We start from the raw sequence: 16,981 nt of genomic DNA on the forward strand, positions 1-16,981 counted from the left end.
TCGCGCTTTATGCGGATAAGCAAATGCGCCCCTGTTCATGCGGGTTGCCGGGCGGTTCAGCCATCGATCTGGATATGGACTGCGACGCGGCGACGGACCGAACGCGCAAAAAAAGCCGCGCAATCAGCGCGGCCCGGGTGGGACAACCGAACGATCCGTCAGGCGTGCTCGCGCTTGAAGATCGGGTCGGCGGTGACCGCATCGCCCTGGTAGAAGGCTGCGAAGCGATCGAATTGCCGTTGCGCGGCTGAGGCGTCGACGCCTTCGCGCAGCACGGCGCTGGAAAAGCCCATGCGCTGCATCTGCACCAGCTGGTCGATCAGCACGTCGCCGGTGGCGCGGATCTCGCCCTCGAAGCCCATGCGACGGCGCAGCAGGAAGGCCTGGCTGTAGGCCCGGCCGTCGGTGAACTTGGGGAAGTGCAGGTCGATGCGCTCGATGTCCTGAAGGCACACGGCGATGGCGAGCGGATCGGCGTCGTTGGCGAGCTGCAGCACCTTCGGGCTGCCGTCGTCGACATGGTCTTCGGCGGCGATCAAATGCAGGGTCCTGTTCATGCGGCCACCTCTTCGGCCTTGAAGCGGGCGCCGTTGGCCGCGGCCTTGAACGGGTCGGGCCCGACGCGGCGCAGCGTGTCGATGAAGGTCTCACCGCTGCTTCGGGTGTCGCGGTAGGTCGAGAGCACGGCCTCGATCACCTCCGGCACTTCGGCCGCGGTGAACGAGGGGCCGACCACCTTGCCGGCCTGCGGCGCGCCGCTGAGGTCGGAGCCATCCGAGCCGGCGAGCGTGACCTGGTACCACTCCTTGCCGTCCTTGTCGACGCCCAGGATGCCAATGTGGCCGCTGTGGTGGTGGCCGCAGCTGTTGATGCAGCCGCTGATGTGCAGGTCGATCTCGCCCAGGTCGTCGAGCTCGTCCAGGTCCTGGTAGCGCTCGGTGATGGCTTCGGCGATGGGGATGGAGCGTGCGTTCGCCAGGTCGCAGAAGTCGCCGCCGGGGCAGGCGATCATGTCGGTCAGCAGGCGCACGTTGGCGCTGGCGAAGCCGGCCTCGCGCGCGGCCAGCCACAGCGCGTGCAGGTCTTCGGCGTGCACCCAGGGCAAGAGCAGGTTCTGGTCGTGCGTGACGCGGGCTTCGCCGGCGCTGAAGCGCTCGGCCAGGCGCGCGGCCGTGTCGAGCTGGTCGGCCGTCGCGTCGCCCGGTGCCTGCTTCAGGCGCTTGAACGACAGCGTGACGGCGCGCAGCGCGGGGTTCTGGTGCGGTGCCACGTTGCGCGCCAGCCAGCGCGCGAACATCACGTCGTCGGCCGCGTGCTTCTGCAGCGCGGCTTCGGTCACCTCTGGCGCCTGCAGCACGCGCGTGGCGAGCGTCGGCGGCACGAAGGACGCGGCCACGCGGTCGAACTCGGCCTGCGTGATGGTGTGCGGTGCGCCGTCGTGCTCGACGATCTGCTTGTACTCGGCCTCGACGTCGTCGATGTAGCGCTGGCCCTCGGCCTTCACCAGAATCTTGATGCGCGCCTTGTAGATGTTGTCGCGGCGGCCGTAGCGGTTGTAGACCCGCACCACGGCTTCCAGGTAATTCATGATCTGGTTCCACGGCAGGAACTCGCGCAGCACGGTGCCGATGATCGGCGTGCGGCCCATGCCGCCGCCCACCTGCACGCGGAAGCCCAGCTCGCCGGCGGCGTTCTTCACCAGATGCAGGCCCACGTCGTGCCAGCCGGTGGCAGCGCGGTCTTCGGCGGCGCCGGTGATCGCGATCTTGAACTTGCGTGGCAGGAAGGCGAATTCGGGGTGCAGCGTGCTCCACTGCCGCATGATCTCTGCGAAGGGGCGCGGGTCGGCGATCTCGTCGTGTGCGACGCCGGCGCGTTCGTCGCTGGTGATGTTGCGGATGCAGTTGCCGCTGGTCTGGATGCCGTGCATGTCGACCGTGGCGAGCAGGTCCATCACGTCGGCGCTCTTCGACAGGGGAATCCAGTTGAACTGGACGTTCTGGCGCGTCGTGAAGTGGCCGTAGTGGGTCGGCATGTGCCTGGTGCCCAGCAAGCCCTGCTTTTCGGTGGCGCGGCGATACACCTCGGCTTCCGGCTCGTCGTACTCGCGCGCGATGCGGGCCAGCACGCGCAGCTGGCGGCTCGACAGCTCGCCGTAGGGCACGGCCACGCGCAGCATGGGTGCATAGCGTTGCACGTACCAGCCGTTCTGCAAGCGCAGCGGCTTGAATTCGTCTTCGGCGAGCTTGCCGGCCTGCCAGCGTTCGAGCTGGTCACGGAATTGCGCCGCGCGCTGGCGCACGAACTGGCGATCGAAATCTGTGTATTGGTACATCGTGTGTGGGTCTTGACGCGCGGTCGGCTGGGCACCGCCCGAAGGGCACCGACTGTAGGAGTCACGCTCTGGAAAACCAACTATTTTTTGGTTCGCGCATTATCCGGATAAGCATATTCACCAGTGGCCATGCGGGCTGCCGGCCGATTCGGGATCGCTTCTGGATAAGGCGAGACCGGTGATTCAGCGGCACATGGCATAGCCGCCGGTCTCCAGATGGAAGTGGTCGCGGTGCGCCGCGTTGTAGTCCGGCCCCAGCACGCCGTCGAAATAGCGGCAGGCCGCGCTGTAGGCGTCGCGCAGCAGCAGATGGGCGGGCTGTGCAGGCTCGGCGGCGGGCGGGTTCCATCGGGCCTGAACGGCGATGCGCTGGCCGTCCGCCAGAATCAATGCGGTCACGTCCAGCGCATCGGCCGTGGCATGGCGGCTGCGCGATGCACCGGGCACCGCGCCTTCGCCGCGGTTGATGTTGCGGCAGGCGTAGCTGCCCGCCTGCTCGATGGCCACCACGCGCTGGCCCGCGCGTGCGGTGGCCGCGGGCTGCAGGCCGTGCCGTTCCCATTGGTGGAAGGACAGCGCCATCGGGCAGCTCAGGGTCAGGGGCGCGCCGAAGCGCACCGCGGCGGACTGCAGCCGCACGGCATTTCGGAAGCCGCAGCCTTCGCCGGTGCTGCGATCCGGCACGGGCTCGTAGCGCAGGTCGGTCCGCGCGAGCGCGGCGAGGCAGCGCGCCGGGTCGGCCTTCGCGCGGGCCAGCTTGAAGCGGGCCCAGCGGTCGGGCGGCGCCTGCGCATCGAGCGGCGCCCACGGGTTGTGACGATCGGGAATGCGCAGCGCGCCGACGTAGACCGCGTAGGCAGCGCCGACCGCCGCGGCGATGAGCAGCGCCGCGACCCACCGGCCGGCGCTCACACCGAGGATCAGGCCGGGCAATCGATGATCGCGAACTCGACGCGGCGGTCGAGCGCGTCGACCACGTCGTCGGAGCCGGTGCCCACGATGTTCTGCTTGGCGCCCATGCCCTGCGTGCGCAGGCGGCTCAGCACTTCGGGCATCTCGGCGCCGAGCCGGCGCTTGATGGACGCCGCGCGGCGCAGCGACAGCGCGTCGTTGACCGCTTCGGTGCCGGTCGCGCTGCTGTGGCCGATGACGTCCATGCAGACTTTCGCAGCGCTGGTCTGCTGGGCGATCTGCCGCAGCCACATGCCGTAGGCGCTGGTCACCTTCGGGTCGGACCAGAAGTCGACGCTGCCGGGATTGAACAGGAACTTGACGCCCAGGCTGTTCGCCGCGATGGCGTACGACACCAGCCGGCCGAAGGCCTCTTCGGCTTCGGCCATCTGCCCGAGCTTGACGTGCGACAGGTACAGGCCGTTGAGCGCGCGGATCTGGTCGCCGGCCGGCATCGACAGCGCGCTGCGGTATTCACCCAGCGCTTCGCGGTAGCGCGCCGCGTTGTAGAGCATCGTCGCGTCGTTGATGACGGTGGCCGCCGCGATGCGCTGCAGGTAGTTCGCATCGGCCTTCTGGCCGGGAGGAGAGCTGGCGGTACGCACGTAGCCGTCGATCACCTTGTCTTTCACCACCACCGGGCTGTCGCGGTAGTAGGCCAGCGGGCGCATGTCGACGCCTTCGGGCCGGGCCACGGCGGACGACTGCGCCACCACGGTGCCGGCCTTCAGGTCGGTCAACGCCAGGTTGACGCCGTAGCCGCCCTGCGCGCGTTGCAGCGTGCCGGTCAGCAGGTGGCTCGCCTTGGCGAGGCTGGTCGCTTCGAAGGGCAACACGTCGAAGGCGCCGCCCCGAGCGACCTGATCGGCGAGAGCCTTGTCGAGCAGCAGCGTCGCGTTCGTCTGCTGGCCAGTGCCGGCGTCCAGCGTGGGGTCGAGCACGGCCACGCGGCGTTCGCGGATGGGCGGCACTTGCTGAAGCAGGCCCTCGGTGGCGACGCGGATCGCATCGGCCAGGGGGCGTTTTTCGGTGTCGACCCTCGCCACGGGCGTGGGCGGAGCCGCGCACCCCGTGATCAGCACGGTACTGGCAAGGGCCAGGCAAACAGCAGTCAGCGCGGAGCGGGTCAGTCGGGAAGCGTGAATGGGAGAAGGCAAGGGTCGCGTCATCGGCATCTGTTTTTGAGGAAGGCCATCTCGTCGGGACCGAGGGCTTCCAACGATGCTTTCAGGACGAGTTCGCCGCATCGGGGTGGTCGCCCAGACTGCGTGTAGGAGGACGCAACCTCTTGGTCGCGCGTTGGCGGGCTGGCCGTTGCGGGCGCGGGTCTGGCGGTGGTCTGGACGGGCGGCGCCCGTTCGGCGACGGGTGTGCGTCGGGCAGGGGCCGGAGGCGGCGAAGCGACAACCGGCGTGGGCGAGGGCGCAGGGGCGACGGCCGTCGGCGCAGGTGCGGCGGCTGGCGTCGATGCGGGCGCAGGCGCGGGCGTAGGAGCAGGCGTAGGCGTTTCGACCCGAGGCGGTTCGGCCTTTGTCGCAAGGGTCTCCACCGAAGCCGGCCAAGCCCACCACGCAGCGGCGGCCGCGCCGGCAAGGGCGATCAGGCCCAGCATCGGCGCCCACCCGCGTCGGCGTGCCGACAGGGGCAGGGGTGCGCGCAGCGTGGTGGCGTACCGATGGCGGTCGTCGGTGCCGTCGATGTCGGTCAGGGCGCCGAAGGCGGTCGGCTCGGCCTCCACCGGCGCCAGGCGCGGCGGCGGCGGCGGCGGCGCGGCGGGCGGCGCAGGCGGCGCGGGCGGCATCGCATCGCTCTCGGCCGGTGGCACGGCGAGCAGCGCGCGGAAGCTCGCGACATCCTGTGGCCGGTCTTCGGGGCGCACGGCCAGCGCCGCGTCGATGGCGCGCAGGAACCCGTCGCTGTAGCGCCCTGCATGCGTCTGTGCCAGCGGCCGCTGCACGTCCTCGACGACGCGAGCGACCGACGCCACCGGCGGCCGGCCAGCGATCGCGTAGCGGACCACGCCGGCCAGCGCGTAGAGGTCGGTCCACGGGCCTTGCAGCATCGCGCCGCCGTACTGCTCGATCGGCGCGAAGCCCGGCTTGAGCATGGCGGTCAGCGCCTGGGTGCGGTCGCTGATCACGCGGCGCGCGGCGCCGAAGTCCAGCAGCAGCGGGCCGCCGGCCGTCAGCAGGATGTTGTCGGGCGAGATGTCACGGTGGTAGCACTGTTCGGCATGCAGCACCGTCAGCGCTTCGAGCAGCGGCGCAAGCCAGCCGCGCAGTTCCTGTTCGGAGGCCGGCCGCTTCAACGCGGCCAGCGCTGCCTTGAGCGTGGGGCCTTCGTAATAGGGCATGGCCATGTAGGCGGTGCGGTTCGCTTCCCAGAAGCTGAACACCTTCACCAGCGCCGGGTGGTCGAAGCGCGCGAGCAGGCGGGCCTCGTTCACGAAGCTTTTCAGGCCGGCGTCGAACACGGGGCGGTCGCGTTCGGTACGCAGGCTGACGTCGAGCGTGGCGCCCTCGCGCGACGCCATCGCGTACGGCATGTATTCCTTGATCGCGACATGGCGCTCCAGCGCTGCGTCCCAGGCCAGATAGACGATGCCGAAGCCGCCTTCGCCGATCGAACGCTCGATGCGGAAGTTGCCCAGCGTGGTGCCGTCGGGCAGCGCATGCACCGACACGCCCGGGCGTGCGTGTTGGGCGGGCGCATCGGGCAACGGGATGGCGCCCGGAGGCGGCGCGACACGCACCGTGCGCTGGTCGTGGGCCGCGCCTTCGGTGGGCAACGCAGTCACGCAGCGCATGCAGAAGCTGGCACTGGCGCGGTTGCGCGTGCCGCAGTTCGGACAGACGAGGCCCGTCACGCGGCGTCGCGAGACGATCGCATCAGTAGTCCTTCTGGTCCGTCAGGATCGAGGCGGCGCGGTAGGCCGACCGACCGGCGGTCTTGGTGTATGCCACCAGGGTCTTCCATTGGCGCTCGCGCTCCTGCGGCGTCGGGTTCTGCGCCTGGTGGATCAGCGCCTGGCTCACCTCCAGCAGGGCGATCGCGGCGGTCACGCAGAACTGCAGGGCCGAATGCTCCGGCTGCGCGCCGTAGCGGGCCTGTTCGGCCTCGACGGCCAGGCGCTGGTCCAGCTCGTTCATCGACGCGAGCAGGGTGGGGCCGTAGAACGGAACGTCGTCACGTTGCTTGAGGGTGCCGAGCACCTGGTCCAGCGCCTGGAGCGCCGTGGCGATGTGCTGCGGATCGGTGTGCTGGCCGGGAAGCGCTGGCGCCTCCGGAGCCGGGTCGAAAGTGGTGCTCATTGTTAACGGAATGTAACCAAGCCACCGACTGTACCGAGCCCTTTCGCCGACTGGAATTTGCAAAGTTGACAGTTGTGATTTACTGCCGCTTTAGGACAGCGCCTACACGGCTGTTTTCAGCCCGGGCGGCGTCTCACCTGAACCGTGGCGTCCAGCCCTTCGTAAGCGTCGGGCTCGCCGAACCAACTGCCTGACACCGGCGCGGCGAAGGCTGGGTCGCGTGCCACCGCCACGCGGATCAGCTGGCTGCCGCCCAGCAGGTTGTTGGTCGGGTCGTAGGCGACCCAGCCCGCGCCCGGCAGGTAGGCCTGCAGCCAGGCGTGCGTAGCGCCGGCGCCGGTGGTCGACTCGCCGGTGCCCACCGCGTTGTCGTCGAGTGCCGCGTCGTACAGGTAGCCCGAGACGAAGCGCGTGGCCACGCCCAGGCGCCGGGCGGCTTCCATCATCAGCAGGGCGTAGTCGCGGCAGCTCCCGCTGGAAAGCGCCAGCGTCTGCAGTGGCGACTGCGTGCCTTCCTCGTCGCGCGTCTCGTAGCGGAAGTTCTGGTTGATGTGCTGGTTCATCCGGCCCAGCAGATCGCGCGTGCCGGTCGGGCCGTCGTGCCGGAAGAACTGATGCGCCCAGGCGATCAGCTTGCCGTCCGGGTCGTCATGGTGCGGGCGCAGGTAGTGCTCGAGGTCGAGCCGGTCCTGCACCGAATAGGCGAAGGGCAGGTATTCGGCCGATGGGGCGAGGAGCGAGAGGTCTTGCGACACGTCGGCGCGTTCGATGGTGAAAGAACACACCAGCCGCAGTTCGGTGGCGGGGCGGATCGGTTGCACCAGCGCCACCGAGTTGGAGTGCGGGTCCTGGATCATCCGCACGATCGCCTCCGGGCTGACCTGCAGGTCGGTGGCCAGCACCCGCAAGTCGTGGCTGTCGCGTGGGCGGAACATCACACGATGCTCGCCGAAAGTCACGGGCTTGCGATAGCGGTAGACCGTGGTGTGGACGATGTCGTAACGGATGGGCATGCGGCCATTCTGCGCGAGCGGTGTGTCCGATGACCAGCGAAAGCGGGCTGCGGCCAGCCCGTGTCGCGGATCAGAAGATCAGCTTGCCCAGACCGAGCACGACGGCCAGGCCAATGAGGAAGATGATGAAGATGATCCACAAGACGATTTTCATGGGTGAGGTTCCGGCCGCGTCAGCGATTGATGTTGAACAGCGTATAGCCTGACCGCGAATCGGGTGCCGCACACGCGGTGGGCACCCGGTCGTCGTGTAGGAGCGCGTCACGAACATGGCGCGCGGCATGGCAGGCCGCGGCTGATCCAGCCTCGCGTTCGATGCGTATTTCTCGCACGCCGCCCGCCGTCCGGGCAGCCCAGCCCCGGAACCCCGCACATGCCGCACGCCACAGAAGTCGCCATCCGATCCGTCGAGCGGGGGCTGGTGCCCGACCGCCTGATCCGCATCGGCATCCGTCGCCTGCTCAAGGAACGTCTGGCCGAAATGCAGGCGGGCGATGCGGACGCCGCGGCCGAGCTGACCTCGGCCTTCCTGCGCGAGATGCGTGGCGCGACCCTGGCGCCGCTGCCTGAGAAGGCCAACGAACAGCACTACGAGGTGCCGGCGGCGTTCTTCGGCGAGGTGCTGGGCGCCCACCGCAAGTACAGCAGCTGCTGGTGGCCCGAGGGTGTCGAGACGCTGGCGGACGCCGAAGCGGCGGCGCTCGACGCCACTTGCCGGCGCGCCGGGCTGGCCGACGGGCAGGATGTGCTGGAGCTGGGCTGCGGCTGGGGCTCGCTCACGCTGTGGATGGCGACCCAGTACCCGGACAGCCGCATCACCGCGCTGTCGAACTCGCATTCCCAGCGCGCCCACATCGAGGCGGAGGCCGAGCGCCGCGGGCTGACCAATGTGACGGTCCTCACCTGCGACATCAATGTGTTCGACACGACGGCGCGCTTCGACCGCGTGGTGTCGGTCGAGATGTTCGAGCACCTGCGCAACTGGCCGCAGGCCTTCGCCAACGTGGCGCGCTGGCTGCGCGACGAGGGCCGCTTCTTCATGCACGTTTTCGCCTACCGCGGCGCGCCGTACCCCTTCGTCGAGCGCGATGCGAGCGACTGGATGAGCCGCCATTTCTTCTCCGGCGGCATGATGCCCAGCGACGATCTCGCGTTGCACTGCCAGGACGACCTGCGCGTGCTGCAGCAGTGGCGCTGGGACGGCACGCACTACCAGCGCACCGCCGAGGCCTGGCTTCGCAACATGGACGGCCGCGCTGCCACGTTGATGCCGCTGTTCCGCCAGACCTACGGCGCTGATGCCTCGGTGTGGTGGGTGCGGTGGCGCCTGTTCTTCCTGTCGGTGTCGGAGCTCTTCGGCTACGACGGCGGACAGCGCTGGTGGGTGAGCCACTACCTGTTCGAAAAGCGGGTGCGTGCCGGGGCGACGCGGCCGGCGACGGCACCGTCGGCACCGCGTGCCGCCGCGCTGGTGGCGTGATGGACGCGTCCGTCGACACCGGCTTGCCTCGCGCCATGCCGCCGGCACGGCACCCGACCCGTGCGGTGCAGTGGACCAATGCGGTGCTGTTCCAGTGCGCCTGGTTCGCTGCAGTGCTTGGCGCCGCGCACGACAGGCCGCTGCTCGGCACGGCCTGTGTGGCGGCGGTCATCGCCTGGCACCTGGCCGTGTCGGCGCGGCCCGCGCAGGAAGCGTGGCTGGTCGCGCTGCTGTGCCTCATCGGTGTCGTGGTGGAGTCCGCTATCGTCCGGCAAGGCCACGTGGCCTATCCCTCTGGCCAACCGGTCGCCAGCCTGGCGCCGTACTGGATCGTCGCGCTGTGGGGCCTGCTGGCGATCGCGCTCAACGTGACGATGCGCTGGCTGCATGGGCGCCTGCTGCTGGCGGCCCTGCTGGGCGCGGTGCTGGGGCCGTTGTCCTTCAGCTCGGGTGCGCGACTCGGCGGGGCGCAGTTGCTGCATCCGACCGAGGCGCTCACGACGCTGGCGGTGGTGTGGGCGGTGCTGATGCCGTTGCTGGTGATCCTCGCGACGCGCTTCGACGGCGTCGCCGTGCCGGAGACGGCCCGTGTTTGAGCTGCCATGGTCCGTCGGCTTCGCTGGCCTAGGCTTCACCCTCGGCGTGCTGCTGCTCACCTGGCTGGCGAGCCTGGTGCGACGCGACGCGAGCCTGGTGGACCGGGTCTGGTCGGTCGCCATCGTCGGGGCCGGCTGGGTGTTCTTTCTCCAGACACCCGACGCTGGCCCGCGCACGCTGTGGATGCTGGCACTGGGGAGCCTGTGGGCGTTGCGGCTGAGCCTGTTCATCACCTGGCGCAACTGGGGTCACGGCGAAGACCGGCGCTACCGGCAGATCCGCGAGCGCAACCAGCCGAACTTCGGGGCCAAGAGCCTGTACCTGGTGTTCCTGCTGCAGGCCGTGCTGGCCTGGGTGGTGGCCGCGCCTTTTCTGGCGGCGCTCGGCGGCACACGGCCCTGGGGCGTGCTCGACGTCATCGGGCTGGCGCTCGCAGCCTTCGGCATCGTCTTCGAGGCAGTGGGCGACGCGCAGATGGCGCGTTTCAAGGCCGACCCGCGTCATGCCGGCCAGGTGATGGACCGTGGCCTCTGGCGCTACACCCGCCACCCCAACTACTTCGGCGAGGCCTGCGTGTGGTGGGGCCTGTGGCTGGTGGCGGTGGGCGGTGCGGGCTGGGGCGCGGCGTGGAGCGTGGTGTCGCCGCTGCTGATGACAGTGCTGCTGCTCAAGGTGTCGGGCGTGAGCCTGCTGGAGAAGGACATCACCGAACGGCGCCCGGCCTATCGCGACTACATCGCCCGTACGAACGCCTTCGTGCCGGGGCCACCGAAAGGCCCGGTGTGAGTGCGCGATGGCGTCTTGGCATCGCGGCAGGGCTGAGCGCCGTACCGCTGGTGTGCGTCGCCGCCGACACCACCTACGACTTCCAGGTGCTGCTCGACGACAAGCCGATCGGCGAGCACCGCTTCGTCGTCGGCGGCGCGGCCGAGACGCGCACGGTGCTGAGCGATGCACGCTTCACCGTCAAGCTGATGGGCCTGACCGTGTACCGCTACATGCACCGGGCGACCGAGCAATGGCGCGGCAACTGCCTGCAGTCGCTCGTGGCGAACACGGACGACGACGGCACCGTGAGCCGCGTCACGGCCGAAGCCGCGGGTGATGCACTGAAGGTCGTGGCGCCGGAAGGCACGGCCACGATCGGGGGCTGTGCCATGAGCTTCGCGTACTGGAACCCCTCCATTCGCCAGCAGGCACGGCTGCTCAACGCGCAGACCGGTCGCCACGAAGCCGTGCAGGTCAGCCGCGTCGCCAGCGGCACGGTCGACGCGCGCGGGCAGCCGGTGGCGGCCGTGCGCTGGCGCATCGACGGGCCGGCGCAGCCGGTGGATGTCTGGTACACCGCACAGGGCGAGTGGGTCGGGCTGGACTCCATCGTCGGTGGCGGCCGCAAGCTGAGCTATCGCCTGAAGTGATCCGGTCGCGGCGCTGGATGCGTAAGGCGTCGCGGCACGATCCGTGCTGCGCCATCGATCCCAGGAGCTCCTCCCCATGTCTATCCGGCACTACGCCACCGCCTATGTCTCGACGGCCGTCGTCTTCCTGGTGCTCGACGCCATCTGGCTGAGCACCATGGCCGATCGGCTCTACCGGCCCGCGATGGGTTCGATCATGCTGGAGCGCTTCGCATTGGCACCCGCCGTGGCGTTCTATCTGATTTACGTGGCGGGCGTCGTGGTGTTCGCCGTTGCGCCTGCCCTGCAGAGCGGCCGTTGGGTGACCGCGCTGGGCTACGGCGCCATGCTCGGGCTGATGGCCTATGCGACCTACGACCTGACCAACCAGGCGACGCTCAAGAACTGGTCGTGGACGGTCACGATCGCCGACCTCTGCTGGGGCACCTTCGTGACCGCGGTGTCGGCCGCGGCGGCGGCGCGGATCACGATGGCCGTCACGGGGCGCTGATCGAACGGCCCGCAGCGGGCCTAGCGGATCACATCCCCACCAGCGCACCCAGCGTCCGGGCAATCGCGCCCTTGAACAGCACCCGCCCGTCGACCGAGGCCAGGCAGATGCATTCACCGCCTGCTTCGACCACCGGCTGGTGCTCGAAGCTGCCGTCGGCTTCATCGAAGTCCCCCGGGCCGAAGCGGGCGCGGCCGTCGTGGAACGCGCCATGCAGCACCTGGGTCAACTCGCACTCGCTGTGGGTGTGCGTGGGCAGGTTCTTGCCGGCGCCGATGCGCAGCAGGAAGACATTGGCCGCCGAATCGTCCGGCAGCGTCACCCGGCTCCAGCGCATGCCCGGGCCGAGCCAGCGCCAACGGGTCGCGCTGCAACCGGCGAGCGACTCGGGCCAGCGCATGCCAGCCGGTAACTCGGGGTGCGGTGCCTGTCGGCGCGCGGCGACCGGCGCGGCGGGCGCGTCGATGGCCGCCATCGTTCGGGCCAGCGCCTCGGGCGCCAGCAGAGCAGGCGGTAGCGCGTCGAGCATCGCGCCGCCAACGGCTTCGAGCATGTCGACCCGCTGCCGGCAATGCGCGCAGTGTTCCAGGTGGCTGGCCACGACCACCGCGTGGCCCCGTGCCAGGCTGCCGGCCGCCAGGGCCAGCAGCAAATCGTCGTCGGGATGGTGTTGGATCGTCATCATCATTCGAGCCCGTCGAGAAGTCGGCGCAGGTGCATCACCGCGAGCCGCACGCGCGACTTCACCGTGCCCAGGGGAATGCCCAGTTCACGGGCGATCTGGGCATGCGGCTGCTCCTCGTAGAAAGAAAGTCGCAGCACCCGCAGCTGCTCTGCCGGCAGCCGTTCCATCGCCAGGCGCAGGCCGGCCTCGCGCTGGTGCGTGAGCAGCACCTCGTCGGGCTGGGGCTGGGTGTCGGGGGTCTCGTCACTGTCTTGCGCGTCCGCCTCGACCATGCGGTTGCCCATGCGGCGGAAGTGGTCCACGCGGAGGTTTCGCGCGATGGTGAAAATCCAGGTCGACACGCTGGCGCGCTCGGCGTCGAAGCTGCCGGCCTTGCGCCACACGCTCACCATGGCTTCCTGCGTCAGCTCCTCGGCCAGGCCGTCGGACGTGCCCAGGCGCACCAGGTAGGTCTTCACGCGGGGCGCGAAATGCTTGAACAGGGCCGCGAAAGCCTGCCGGTCGGCGGATTGCGCCACGGCCTGGGCCAGCCGGTTGAGTTCTTCGCTTGTGGGCATCGTGTCGCGGCTTGGGTGCAGGGTCACGATCGACAGCCAGGGCGACCGCGATGGATTCCGCGAAGTGGCTGACGCCGTGAGTTGTCGGGCGGTGTTCATGCTCGGCATACGCACCATCGGCGAGATTAGATCACGGCGATACTGAAACGAATCCAAATGGGTTGCGGCTGCGTAAAAGGGCCGACGCATGATTTTCTGGAGATGCCTGTGACCCTCGCCACCGCCCACGACGACGGCCTGCCGCCCACCCGGGGCCCGGTCGGCGGCGCGCTGGATGTCGCCGTCATCGGCAGCGGCATTTCGGGACTGTCGGCCGCCTGGTTGCTGTCGCAGCGCCACCGCGTGACGCTGTTCGAGGCGGACAGCCGGCCGGGCGGCCACAGCAACACGGTCGAGGTGCCGGGCGCGCATGGCCGGATCGCGGTCGACACCGGCTTCATCGTCTACAACGAGGCCGCCTACCCGAACCTCAGCGCGCTCTTCGCGCACCTGGGCGTGGCGACGCAGGCCTCGGAAATGTCCTTTGCCGTCAGCCTGGACCAGGGCGCGCTCGAATATTCCGGCACCGACCTGCGCGGGCTGTTCGCGCAGCGCAGCAACCTGGTGAGCCCGCGCTTCTGGTCGATGCTGCGCGACCTGGTGCGCTTCTACCGCCAGGCGCCGGGCGATGCCGAGCGCTTCGGGTTGATCCCGCTCGACAGCTACCTCGACGCGCGCGGCTACGGCCAGGCCTTCCGCGACGACCACCTGTATCCGATGGCGGCGGCGATCTGGTCGACCTCGGCCGCGCGCGTGGGCGACTACCCGACCGAAGCTTTCGTCCGCTTCTGCGAGAACCACCACCTGCTGCAGCTGACCAATCGCCCGCGCTGGCGTACCGTGACCGGCGGCAGCGCGCGCTATGTGGAGCGCCTGACCGAGGGCCTGGGCGACCGCCTGCGCCTGGACAGCGCGGCGGTCGAGGTGCGGCGCGACGCCCAGGGCGCCTATGTGCGGACCGAAGGCGCCGACCACGCCGAGCGCTTCGACCAGGTCGTGATCGCCGCGCACGCCGACCAGGCGCTGCGCCTGCTGCCCGACGCCAGCGACGACGAGCGGCGCGTGCTGGGCGCCTTCGGCTACAGCCGCAACCGCGCAGTGCTGCACAGCGACCCGGCCCTCATGCCGCAGCGCCGGGCGGTGTGGTCGAGCTGGAACTATGCCGCCGACCGCCGCCGTGAGCAGGCGCCGTGCGTGACCTACTGGATGAACCGGTTGCAGGACATCCCGCACGGGACGCCGTTGTTCCTCACGCTCAACCCGACGCGCGAACCGCGGCCGGAACACCTGATCCGCAGCGAGATCTACGAGCACCCGCTGTTCAACATGGCGGCGATCCGCGCGCAGGACGAACTGTGGTCGCTGCAGGGCCGCCACCGCACCTGGTTCTGCGGTGCCTACTTCGGCTCGGGCTTCCACGAAGACGGTCTGCAGGCCGGGCTGGCCGTGGCCGAGGCGCTGGGCGGGGTGCGCCGTCCCTGGTCGGTGACCAACGAATCCGGGCGCATCCGCCTGGGCACGACAACGCAGACGGGGGCGATCGCTTGACGGTGGACGGCGCGCTCTACGTCGGCCGGGTGACGCACCAGCGGCTCAAGCCCGCGCGGCATCGGCTGCAGTACCGTGTGTTCTCGCTGCTGGTCGATATCGACACGCTGCCGGCGCTGGCGCAGCGGCTGCGCCTGTTCTCGCTCAACCGCTTCAACCTGTTCAGCCTGCACGAGCGCGACTACGGCGCCAGCGACGGCGACAGCCTGCGCGCGCACGTGGAGCGGCAGTTGCACGCGGCCGGGCTGGCCAGCGGCGGCGCGATCCGGCTGCTGACCATGCCGCGCATCCTGGGCTATGCCTTCAACCCGCTGAGCGTGTACTACTGCGACCGACCGGACGGCGGGCTGCAGGCCATCCTCTACGAGGTGAACAACACCTTCGGCCAGCGCCACAGCTACCTGATCCCGGTCGACGAGGCGCAGCGCGAGGCGACGCACATCGATCAGCACTGCGCCAAGCGATTCCACGTGTCGCCCTTCATCGACCTGGACATGCGCTATGCCTTCCATGTCGAGCCGCCGGCGGCCGCGCGGCTGGGGCTGGCGGTCGGCATCACCGTGGCCGATGCCGACGGGCCGGTGCTGGTGGCGCGCGTCGACGCCCGCCGCAAGGCCTTGAGCGACGCCGCGCTCGCGCAGGCCTTCGTCACGCACCCGCTGCTCACCCTCAAGGTGGTGGCGGCCATCCATTGGGAAGCGCTGCGGCTGTGGCTCAAGGGCGCGCCCTTTCGCCGCTGTCCGCCGGCACCCGCACAGTCCGTCACCATCGTGGCAACGCCCGAAACATGAGCACTTCCACCTCCGCACCGAACGGCCTGGAGGCCGATGTCTTGCATCTGGCCGATGGCACCACGATGGCCTCATGGACGCGGCGGCCGCTGCGTCGTCTGCTGGTGCGGTTGCTGCGCGGCGTGCGTTGCGGGTCGCTGCTGGTCGAGCTGCCCAACGGCGAGCGTGTGCTGGGCCGCGGTGCGCAGCCCGGCCCGCATGCGGCGGTCACGCTGCACCGCTGGCGCCCGCTCGCGCGCATGGTGCTGCGTGGCGACATCGGCCTGGCCGAGAGCTACCGCGACGGTGACTGGTCGAGTGCCGACCTGAGCGTGCTGCTCGAATTCGGCATCCGCAACGAAGCCGGCTGCGGCCATGCCTACACGCCGTCGCTGCCGGCGCGATGGCTGGGCCGCATCGCCCACCGCCTGCGCGCCAACACGCGCCGCGGTAGCCGCCAGAACATCTCCTTTCACTACGACCTGGGCAACGCCTTCTACGCGCAGTGGCTCGACCCGCAGATGATCTATTCGAGCGCGATCTACGCGCGCGGCGACGAGACGCTCGAAGAGGCGCAGGCCGCCAAGCTCGCGCGCATCGTCGAACTGCTCGATCTCCGGCCCGACTCGACCGTGCTGGAGATCGGCTGCGGCTGGGGCGCGCTGGCGCTGGCGATGGGTGGGCCCGGCGGCGCGCAGGTCACAGGTCTCACGCTGTCGACCGAGCAACTGGCGCATGCGCGAGAACAGGTCACGGCCAAGGGGTTGGATGCGCGCGTCGACCTGCGCCTGCAGGACTACCGCGACGTGACGGGCCGCTACGACCGTATCGTCTCGATCGAGATGCTCGAAGCTGTGGGTGAGCGCTACTGGCCGGTGTATTTCGACACGCTGCGCGACCGGCTCGCCGACGACGGCGTGGCGGTGGTGCAGGTCATCACCATCGACGAGGCGCAGTTCGCGTCGTACCGCGAGACGCCCGACTTCATCCAGCGCTTCATCTTCCCGGGCGGCATGCTGCCGCCCTTGGAGGCCTTGCGCGCGCAGGCCGCGCGGGCCGGGTTGACGCTCGAGGTGGCCGAGTCCTTCGGCCTGGGCTACGCGGCCACGCTGGCCGAATGGCGGCAGCGTTTCCTGGCGGCCTGGCCGACCATCGAACCGCTCGGCTTCGATGCGGCGTTCAAGCGGCTGTGGGAGTACTACCTGAGCTACTGCGAAGCCGGCTTCCGCGCGGGCCGGGTCGACGTGCGGCTGCTCAGGTTGTCACGGATGTCGAGGGCGGAAGACAGGTCGAAAGGGCACGGGCGGCCGACTGCAGCAGCTTGAAGTCCTCATCGGCGAGCGGCGCGGCATCCATGTCGAAATGGCAGATCGTTCCCGTGATGTCGCCCTCGTCGCCGACGATGGAGACCGCGTGGTACGAATTGACCTGCCCCTTGTACGGATGCCCGTCGAGGCGGCGGTCCATCGATGAATCCGATGTTTGAAACTCGCCATCGGCGAAGGTGAACTGGCAGAAGCTCATGCCGTACGGCACGGCAAGCAGATGCTCGGGGTACGGCATTGCCATTTTGTCGACGAACGCGATGTTCTCCAGCCGCCGATCCGGTGCCAGGCGATACACCGCGCTGTAGCGTTGAACCACTCGATCGTTGAGCACCTTCAGCGCGGCGACCAAGTCGCCGGCATCGAGTGCCGCCTTCATCGCGTCGAATGTTCGATCCATGTCCATACCTTCAAAGCACGCTGCAGGAAGGGCATTCTGGACCTCGAGCGCCCTCCCGTCGA

General features: G+C 69.4%; 19 protein-coding genes. 8 read left to right on the top strand and 11 right to left on the bottom strand.

The window, feature by feature from the left end; genetic code table 11:
* Positions 1 to 158 precede the first annotated feature (158 nt).
* The 8 genes from ACSFA0_RS09125 to ACSFA0_RS09160 all read right to left on the bottom strand — a co-directional run bounded on the left by ACSFA0_RS09125 (position 159) and on the right by ACSFA0_RS09160 (position 7,881).
* Complete coding sequence (locus ACSFA0_RS09125; RefSeq protein ID WP_435449874.1) at positions 159 to 557, bottom strand: DUF934 domain-containing protein; 399 nt, start codon at positions 555 to 557, stop codon at positions 159 to 161.
* On the bottom strand, positions 554 to 2,335 hold the full coding sequence (locus ACSFA0_RS09130) for a nitrite/sulfite reductase (RefSeq protein ID WP_435449875.1): 1,782 nt from the start codon (positions 2,333 to 2,335) through the stop codon (positions 554 to 556). The genes ACSFA0_RS09125 and ACSFA0_RS09130 overlap by 4 nt, the downstream gene beginning before the upstream one ends.
* Before the next feature lie 183 nt (positions 2,336 to 2,518).
* Positions 2,519 to 3,268 (bottom strand): extensin-like domain-containing protein, encoded by a 750-nt coding sequence (locus tag ACSFA0_RS09135; RefSeq protein ID WP_435449876.1) that lies wholly within the window; start codon positions 3,266 to 3,268, stop codon positions 2,519 to 2,521.
* On the bottom strand, positions 3,256 to 4,332 hold the full coding sequence (locus ACSFA0_RS09140; RefSeq protein ID WP_435449877.1) for an OmpA family protein: 1,077 nt from the start codon (positions 4,330 to 4,332) through the stop codon (positions 3,256 to 3,258). The genes ACSFA0_RS09135 and ACSFA0_RS09140 overlap by 13 nt, the downstream gene beginning before the upstream one ends.
* Positions 4,333 to 4,451: 119 nt before the next feature.
* Entirely contained in the window at positions 4,452 to 6,152 is a 1,701-nt protein-coding gene (locus tag ACSFA0_RS09145; RefSeq protein WP_435449878.1) for a protein kinase domain-containing protein, read from the bottom strand.
* Between the two features lie 22 nt (positions 6,153 to 6,174).
* Positions 6,175 to 6,597 carry a hypothetical protein gene (locus tag ACSFA0_RS09150; RefSeq protein ID WP_435449879.1) on the bottom strand — a complete coding sequence of 141 codons (423 nt, stop codon included), beginning with the start codon at positions 6,595 to 6,597 and terminating at the stop codon, positions 6,175 to 6,177.
* Positions 6,598 to 6,713: 116 nt separating this feature from the next.
* Positions 6,714 to 7,610, bottom strand: coding sequence for a transglutaminase family protein (locus tag ACSFA0_RS09155; protein WP_435449880.1), 897 nt, complete (start codon positions 7,608 to 7,610; stop codon positions 6,714 to 6,716).
* 70 nt (positions 7,611 to 7,680) lie between these two features.
* The gene (locus ACSFA0_RS09160; RefSeq protein WP_435449881.1) at positions 7,681 to 7,881 is read right to left on the bottom strand and encodes a small membrane protein YohP; all 201 of its coding nucleotides are present in this window, start codon (positions 7,879 to 7,881) and stop codon (positions 7,681 to 7,683) included.
* 102 nt (positions 7,882 to 7,983) lie between these two features.
* Here ACSFA0_RS09160 and ACSFA0_RS09165 point away from each other — a divergent pair, with 102 nt between their 5' ends.
* From ACSFA0_RS09165 to ACSFA0_RS09185, 5 genes are all read left to right on the top strand, one after another.
* The gene (locus ACSFA0_RS09165) at positions 7,984 to 9,090 is read left to right on the top strand and encodes an SAM-dependent methyltransferase (RefSeq protein WP_435449882.1); all 1,107 of its coding nucleotides are present in this window, start codon (positions 7,984 to 7,986) and stop codon (positions 9,088 to 9,090) included.
* Positions 9,090 to 9,686 carry a DUF2878 domain-containing protein gene (locus ACSFA0_RS09170; protein ID WP_435449883.1) on the top strand — a complete coding sequence of 199 codons (597 nt, stop codon included), beginning with the start codon at positions 9,090 to 9,092 and terminating at the stop codon, positions 9,684 to 9,686. The genes ACSFA0_RS09165 and ACSFA0_RS09170 overlap by 1 nt, the downstream gene beginning before the upstream one ends.
* Positions 9,679 to 10,473: a DUF1295 domain-containing protein gene (locus ACSFA0_RS09175; RefSeq protein WP_435449884.1), complete on the top strand. Its 795-nt coding sequence runs from the start codon at positions 9,679 to 9,681 to the stop codon at positions 10,471 to 10,473. The genes ACSFA0_RS09170 and ACSFA0_RS09175 overlap by 8 nt, the downstream gene beginning before the upstream one ends.
* Complete coding sequence (locus ACSFA0_RS09180) at positions 10,470 to 11,105, top strand: DUF6134 family protein (RefSeq protein WP_435449885.1); 636 nt, start codon at positions 10,470 to 10,472, stop codon at positions 11,103 to 11,105. Before ACSFA0_RS09175 ends, ACSFA0_RS09180 begins: the two co-directional genes overlap by 4 nt.
* A gap of 76 nt (positions 11,106 to 11,181) precedes the next feature.
* Entirely contained in the window at positions 11,182 to 11,595 is a 414-nt protein-coding gene (locus tag ACSFA0_RS09185; RefSeq protein ID WP_435449886.1) for a DUF2177 family protein, read from the top strand.
* Positions 11,596 to 11,623: 28 nt separating this feature from the next.
* Here the strand turns inward: ACSFA0_RS09185 and ACSFA0_RS09190 are convergent, their stop codons facing one another.
* Entirely contained in the window at positions 11,624 to 12,277 is a 654-nt protein-coding gene (locus ACSFA0_RS09190; RefSeq protein ID WP_435449887.1) for a ChrR family anti-sigma-E factor, read from the bottom strand.
* A 2-nt stretch (positions 12,278 to 12,279) separates the two neighbouring features.
* A complete protein-coding gene (locus ACSFA0_RS09195) occupies positions 12,280 to 12,864 on the bottom strand; it encodes a sigma-70 family RNA polymerase sigma factor (protein WP_435449888.1) in 585 nt (194 codons plus the stop codon).
* 174 nt (positions 12,865 to 13,038) lie between these two features.
* On the opposite strand from ACSFA0_RS09195, the gene ACSFA0_RS09200 reads away from it, so the two are divergent.
* Genes ACSFA0_RS09200 through ACSFA0_RS09210 form a run of 3 tightly spaced genes read left to right on the top strand, consistent with a single transcriptional unit; the run spans position 13,039 to position 16,519 of the window.
* Positions 13,039 to 14,424, top strand: coding sequence for an NAD(P)/FAD-dependent oxidoreductase (locus ACSFA0_RS09200; protein WP_435449889.1), 1,386 nt, complete (start codon positions 13,039 to 13,041; stop codon positions 14,422 to 14,424).
* Positions 14,425 to 14,426: 2 nt separating this feature from the next.
* Complete coding sequence (locus tag ACSFA0_RS09205; protein WP_435450930.1) at positions 14,427 to 15,215, top strand: DUF1365 domain-containing protein; 789 nt, start codon at positions 14,427 to 14,429, stop codon at positions 15,213 to 15,215.
* On the top strand, positions 15,212 to 16,519 hold the full coding sequence (locus ACSFA0_RS09210) for a class I SAM-dependent methyltransferase (protein WP_435449890.1): 1,308 nt from the start codon (positions 15,212 to 15,214) through the stop codon (positions 16,517 to 16,519). The genes ACSFA0_RS09205 and ACSFA0_RS09210 overlap by 4 nt, the downstream gene beginning before the upstream one ends.
* Here ACSFA0_RS09210 and ACSFA0_RS09215 read toward each other — a convergent pair.
* Positions 16,449 to 16,898 (bottom strand): hypothetical protein, encoded by a 450-nt coding sequence (locus ACSFA0_RS09215; RefSeq protein WP_435449891.1) that lies wholly within the window; start codon positions 16,896 to 16,898, stop codon positions 16,449 to 16,451. The genes ACSFA0_RS09210 and ACSFA0_RS09215 overlap by 71 nt on opposite strands.
* Positions 16,899 to 16,981: the final 83 nt, after the last annotated feature.

It is taken from the genome of Variovorax restrictus, assembly GCF_051216715.1.
Lineage (GTDB): Bacteria > Pseudomonadota > Gammaproteobacteria > Burkholderiales > Burkholderiaceae_C > Variovorax.

Excerpts from the sequence above, each read along its gene's own strand:
- ACSFA0_RS09200 (WP_435449889.1), top strand. The coding sequence starts at position 13,039 with ATGCCTGTGACCCTCGCCACCGCCCACGACGACGGCCTGCCGCCCACC.
- ACSFA0_RS09210 (WP_435449890.1), top strand. The coding sequence starts at position 15,212 with ATGAGCACTTCCACCTCCGCACCGAACGGCCTGGAGGCCGATGTCTTG.
- ACSFA0_RS09150 (WP_435449879.1), bottom strand. The coding sequence starts at position 6,597 with ATGAGCACCACTTTCGACCCGGCTCCGGAGGCGCCAGCGCTTCCCGGC.
- ACSFA0_RS09190 (WP_435449887.1), bottom strand. The coding sequence starts at position 12,277 with ATGACGATCCAACACCATCCCGACGACGATTTGCTGCTGGCCCTGGCG.
- ACSFA0_RS09215 (WP_435449891.1), bottom strand. The coding sequence starts at position 16,898 with ATGAAGGCGGCACTCGATGCCGGCGACTTGGTCGCCGCGCTGAAGGTG.
- ACSFA0_RS09185 (WP_435449886.1), top strand. The coding sequence starts at position 11,182 with ATGTCTATCCGGCACTACGCCACCGCCTATGTCTCGACGGCCGTCGTC.
- ACSFA0_RS09165 (WP_435449882.1), top strand. The coding sequence starts at position 7,984 with ATGCCGCACGCCACAGAAGTCGCCATCCGATCCGTCGAGCGGGGGCTG.
- ACSFA0_RS09130 (WP_435449875.1), bottom strand. The coding sequence starts at position 2,335 with ATGTACCAATACACAGATTTCGATCGCCAGTTCGTGCGCCAGCGCGCG.
- ACSFA0_RS09155 (WP_435449880.1), bottom strand. The coding sequence starts at position 7,610 with ATGCCCATCCGTTACGACATCGTCCACACCACGGTCTACCGCTATCGC.
- ACSFA0_RS09125 (WP_435449874.1), bottom strand. The coding sequence starts at position 557 with ATGAACAGGACCCTGCATTTGATCGCCGCCGAAGACCATGTCGACGAC.
- ACSFA0_RS09170 (WP_435449883.1), top strand. The coding sequence starts at position 9,090 with ATGGACGCGTCCGTCGACACCGGCTTGCCTCGCGCCATGCCGCCGGCA.
- ACSFA0_RS09160 (WP_435449881.1), bottom strand. The coding sequence starts at position 7,881 with ATGTTCGTGACGCGCTCCTACACGACGACCGGGTGCCCACCGCGTGTG.